General features: G+C 61.1%; 4 protein-coding genes. 3 read left to right on the top strand and 1 reads right to left on the bottom strand.

Features of this window, described 5'->3' with window-relative positions; all coding sequences use genetic code 11:
• Positions 1 to 1,111 (top strand): multiheme c-type cytochrome (locus tag ACY693_RS16395; protein WP_462322883.1); only part of this gene is annotated, 1,111 nt, incomplete at its 5' end.
• Complete coding sequence (locus ACY693_RS16390; RefSeq protein ID WP_462322882.1) at positions 1,111 to 1,758, top strand: NapC/NirT family cytochrome c; 648 nt, start codon at positions 1,111 to 1,113, stop codon at positions 1,756 to 1,758. The genes ACY693_RS16395 and ACY693_RS16390, both read left to right, overlap by 1 nt.
• Before the next feature lie 169 nt (positions 1,759 to 1,927).
• On the opposite strand, the gene ACY693_RS16385 is transcribed toward ACY693_RS16390, so the two are convergent.
• On the bottom strand, positions 1,928 to 3,223 hold the full coding sequence (locus ACY693_RS16385) for a dicarboxylate/amino acid:cation symporter (protein ID WP_462322881.1): 1,296 nt from the start codon (positions 3,221 to 3,223) through the stop codon (positions 1,928 to 1,930).
• A 134-nt stretch (positions 3,224 to 3,357) separates the two neighbouring features.
• Between ACY693_RS16385 and ACY693_RS16380 the strand changes: the two genes are divergently transcribed.
• The gene (locus tag ACY693_RS16380) at positions 3,358 to 3,693 is read left to right on the top strand and encodes a hypothetical protein (protein WP_462322880.1); all 336 of its coding nucleotides are present in this window, start codon (positions 3,358 to 3,360) and stop codon (positions 3,691 to 3,693) included.
• The last annotated feature ends 216 nt before the right edge of the window (positions 3,694 to 3,909 follow it).

Raw genomic sequence — 3,909 nt, 5'->3', positions numbered from 1 at the left:
CTCCTTGGACCCGGCGACCTGGCCGAACTCAGGGATTGGCCGGATCAACCCGGAGGGCTCGAAAGGGGCCTGCTCGTCCTGTCACGGGCGACATGCCTTCTCGAAAGCGCAGGCGCGCGAGCCGAGCGCCTGCGTGCGCTGTCACTCGGGGCCGGATTCTCCGGATAAGGAGGTCTTTGAGGCCTCGAAGCACGGCATGCTCTATGCCGCTCAGCGCGAGCAGATGAATCTCCACTCGGATACCTGGGTGGCCGGACAGGATTACACCGCCGCGCCAACCTGCACGACCTGCCACATGGGTGCAGCAGGCAAGATTCCGACGACACATGATGTCGGGCTCCGCAATGCCTGGAATCTGAATCAGCCGGTCTCTTATCAACAGTATCTGGTCTTGTTTGAGGATGGCAGCAAGCTCGAGCTACCCGCGACCGAGAAGCCGCCGAAGCGCGGCAGTGAGCTGGAGAAGCCCGACGGCAGCACCGGTAAGGTGAAGGCCGTGATCGCGCCAGAGCGCCGTCGGGCGGTGATGAGCTTGGTTTGCCTGGAGTGTCACGGCAAGGGGTTTACCGAGAGCTTCATGACTCAGTTCGATAACGTCGTCGAGCTCTACAACAGCAAGTTTGGCGAGCCCGCCGAAGCGATCATGAAAGCCCTCTACGAGCAGGGCCTGCTGACCCCCCTGCCGTTCGACGAGCCACTCGAGTTCACCTACTGGGAGCTCTGGCACGACGAGGGCGCGCGCGCTCGTCACGGTGCCTCAATGGCAAGCGCCAATCACGCCTGGTGGGAGGGCATGTATCTGGTTGGGCGCAATTTCTACAGTCGTTTCCTGCCCCAAGCTCGAGCCGTGGCGGGGGATCAGGCCGCAGAGCTGATTGAGCCGGTCTTGGCAGCGACCGACCATCATCAATGGACGGGCAATCCCGGGCAGGCAAACCCGATCCTAGGCTGGATGCCGCCCCCTAGACAGATGGAGGCTGAGACGGAGGGCGCTGCCGAGTCGAGGGCAGCGTCTGAAACGGCCACTGAGCTCGCGCTTGAGCAAGGCGCGGACGGCGGCGAAGGCAAAGGCAGCGCGGCAGAGGCACCGGCTGCCGGGGAGGCAGAGTAATGATCAAGCTTCAGGCGCCTCACTTCATCACCAGGCATGTGCTCTTCGCACTGGTGGCCGGCGGCGTTGGCGGCGTTGTGTTCATGTTCTTTCTCCTCGAGTTCGATCATTACACCAGCTCGAATGCGTTTTGCACCACCTGTCACTCGATGACCTATGCCGACGACAGCTATCAGACCTCGCCGCACTACAACTCGCCGTCCGGGGTGCGTGCGAGCTGTGGCGACTGCCATGTCTCCGAGGGCATCATCATGGCGACCTACGATCATGTGATTGGCACCAAGGATCTGATCAAGCAGCTGTTCGGGCCGAATTACGACGACCCTGTGGTGAACCTGCTGCATCTGCCGGAAGCGGCCTTTGCTGCCCGAGACTGGTTTCGCAAACGGGATTCGGCGACCTGCAAGCGCTGCCATACCCTAGAGGCCATTCAGGGCGTCCGGGCCAACACGGCGGCGATCCATCAAGAGGAGACAGAGGGCAAGAGCTGTATCGACTGCCATTACAACCTGGTTCACCGGCCGGTGCCGAGTGAGAGCACCTTCAAGCGCGAGGCCTGGAACGCAATGGTCGAGGAGGAGTTCGGGCTCGAGCCGGGAGCTGCTGCCGAGCTGTTGGCCCATGAGTTGCCAGGCTCAAGCGAATAGCAGTTGGGCCCGCGACAAACGGGCGCTGGAGGCAGCGCCCGTTTGTCAACTGAATTCGCTGGATTGACGTCCGCTCGGTGGTTTCACAATGGGCGCGCGTCAGCCATTCAGCAAGCGCGCTACCCAGATGTTGACTATCGAGGCATTGAGGCGATGACTGGCGAAGCGCTCACGCGTTGACGCGCTGCGGCAGGTCGTCCTCGAGGATGCCTTCTTCTCCTTCCGACTTGGCAATGATCACCGCGCCAGCCGAGTCGCCAGCGACATTCACCGCGGTGCGCATCATGTCCAAGACGCGATCGACGGCCAGGATCAAGCCGATGCCCTCGAGCGGCAGGCCGACGGCGGAAAGGATGATGGCGATCGCGACCAGGCTAGCGGCAGGGATGCCGGCAACGCCGATCGATGTCATCAGCGCGAGCAGCACGACGGTGAACTGTGTCGCCAGGCCGAGCTCGATGCCATAGGCCTGCGCGATGAACATCACCGCGACGCACTCATAGAGCGCGGTGCCATCCATGTTGACGGTGGCGCCCAGTGGCAGCACGAAGCTCGTGGTCCTGTTCGAGACCCCGGCGTTCTTCTCAACGCATTCCATGGTCAGTGGCAGGGTGGCCGACGAGGAGGCAGTCGAGAACGCAGTCAGCAGCGCCGGGCTGACCGCCCGATAATGCCGAAGCGGCCTGACGCCGCCGAGGAAGCGCAGCAATAGCGGTAAGGTGACGGCAAAATGGATACCGAGCGCAATGACGACGGTGAAGAAGAATTGCGCCAGAGGGATGAAGGCCTCTAGCCCCGTGCTGGCGACGGTCTTGGCGACCAGCGCGAAGACACCAATGGGCGCAAAACGCATGACCAGATCGGTGATCTTCATCATGATCTGGAACATGCCATTGAAGAAGTTGTACTGGGCCTCGGCGTATTGATTGCTGATCCGGGTCATGAAGAACCCGTAGAGGATGCTGAAGAAGATCAGCCCGAGCATCTGCGCGCTGCTAGCGGCGGCAACGATGTTGGTCGGCACCATGCGCAGGAAGATGGCAACGATGTCATCCGCGCCCTTGTCGGCGAACTGCGCCTCGAGCTCGCTGGCATTGGCATTCAGGCCAAAGACCTCCTCCGCATCACCATTGACGACGCCGGGCTGGATCAGATTGACCACCGCAAGTCCGACGAGGATGGCGAGGAAGCTGGTCAGCGCGTAGTAGCCGATGGTCTTGCCGCCGAGGCGCCCGAGGTTGTCGGAGTCGCCGATGCTAGCCACGCCGACGATGATCGAGGAGACGATCAATGGCACGATCAGCATCTTCAAGGCATTGAGGAAGAGCTGGCCGATGAAGTCGAAGATAGCGTAGAAGGTGACACCGAATAGGTTGCCATCCTCCCCGACGAGCAGGCCGACGATGACGGCGAGGGCGAGAGCGATCAGGATCTGCCAGTGCAGTTTGAGTCTTAAGATGGCCATAGCAGTGCTCGAGAACCCAGATATTCAGCAACACCTGTCTGATGATACTATGAAAGGCTTGGGTGTCGTTCCGTCAGCCCTGAGTCTTCTCATCGAGTGGCGCAGGGCCATCGGCGTTGAGAGATAACACCAACATGCATTTTCGCGTCTATTATCTGATCAACCGTTCTGGCGAGCGCGTCTCGTCAAGGAGCGCGGTGGAAATGACCACCAAGGCCATCTGTGAGCAGATGCTCGATCGGCTACAATCAGAGGACGATTATCTCGGCATCCTGGATGCCGACGACAATGCCTTGCAGATCCTTCCCGAGCCCGACCAACATCGCTACTACGTGGAGGTGCCGTTGGATGCGGCCAAGGCGTCTTACGGTCGCTACGTCAATCGTGAAGAGCTCGAGGCCCTGATCCATGGCCTGGCGCCACAGTTCAACGAGCGTAGCATCCCAGGCCTGACCTATCGCCCTTGGTAATCATCCGCCCGTCGGTGATCGCCAGCGCCTGGCCGATCGGGAGCGCAGGCTTTGGCCCCGGCAGCCGATGTGAACGGGTCAGGGTGATTTCATGCTCGCTCGCCGATGCTCTCGTCGTCCGTTCGTCTCTGATCGAGCTAAGGTCCAACTGGGGTCCAGCTGGAATCAGGCCGGGCTAGGAGCCTGTCCGACTTAGGTTACAGACTCGGCGTTGGG

It is taken from the genome of Halochromatium sp. (assembly GCF_054919635.1).
This window is presented reverse-complemented; position numbering and strand designations above follow the sequence as displayed.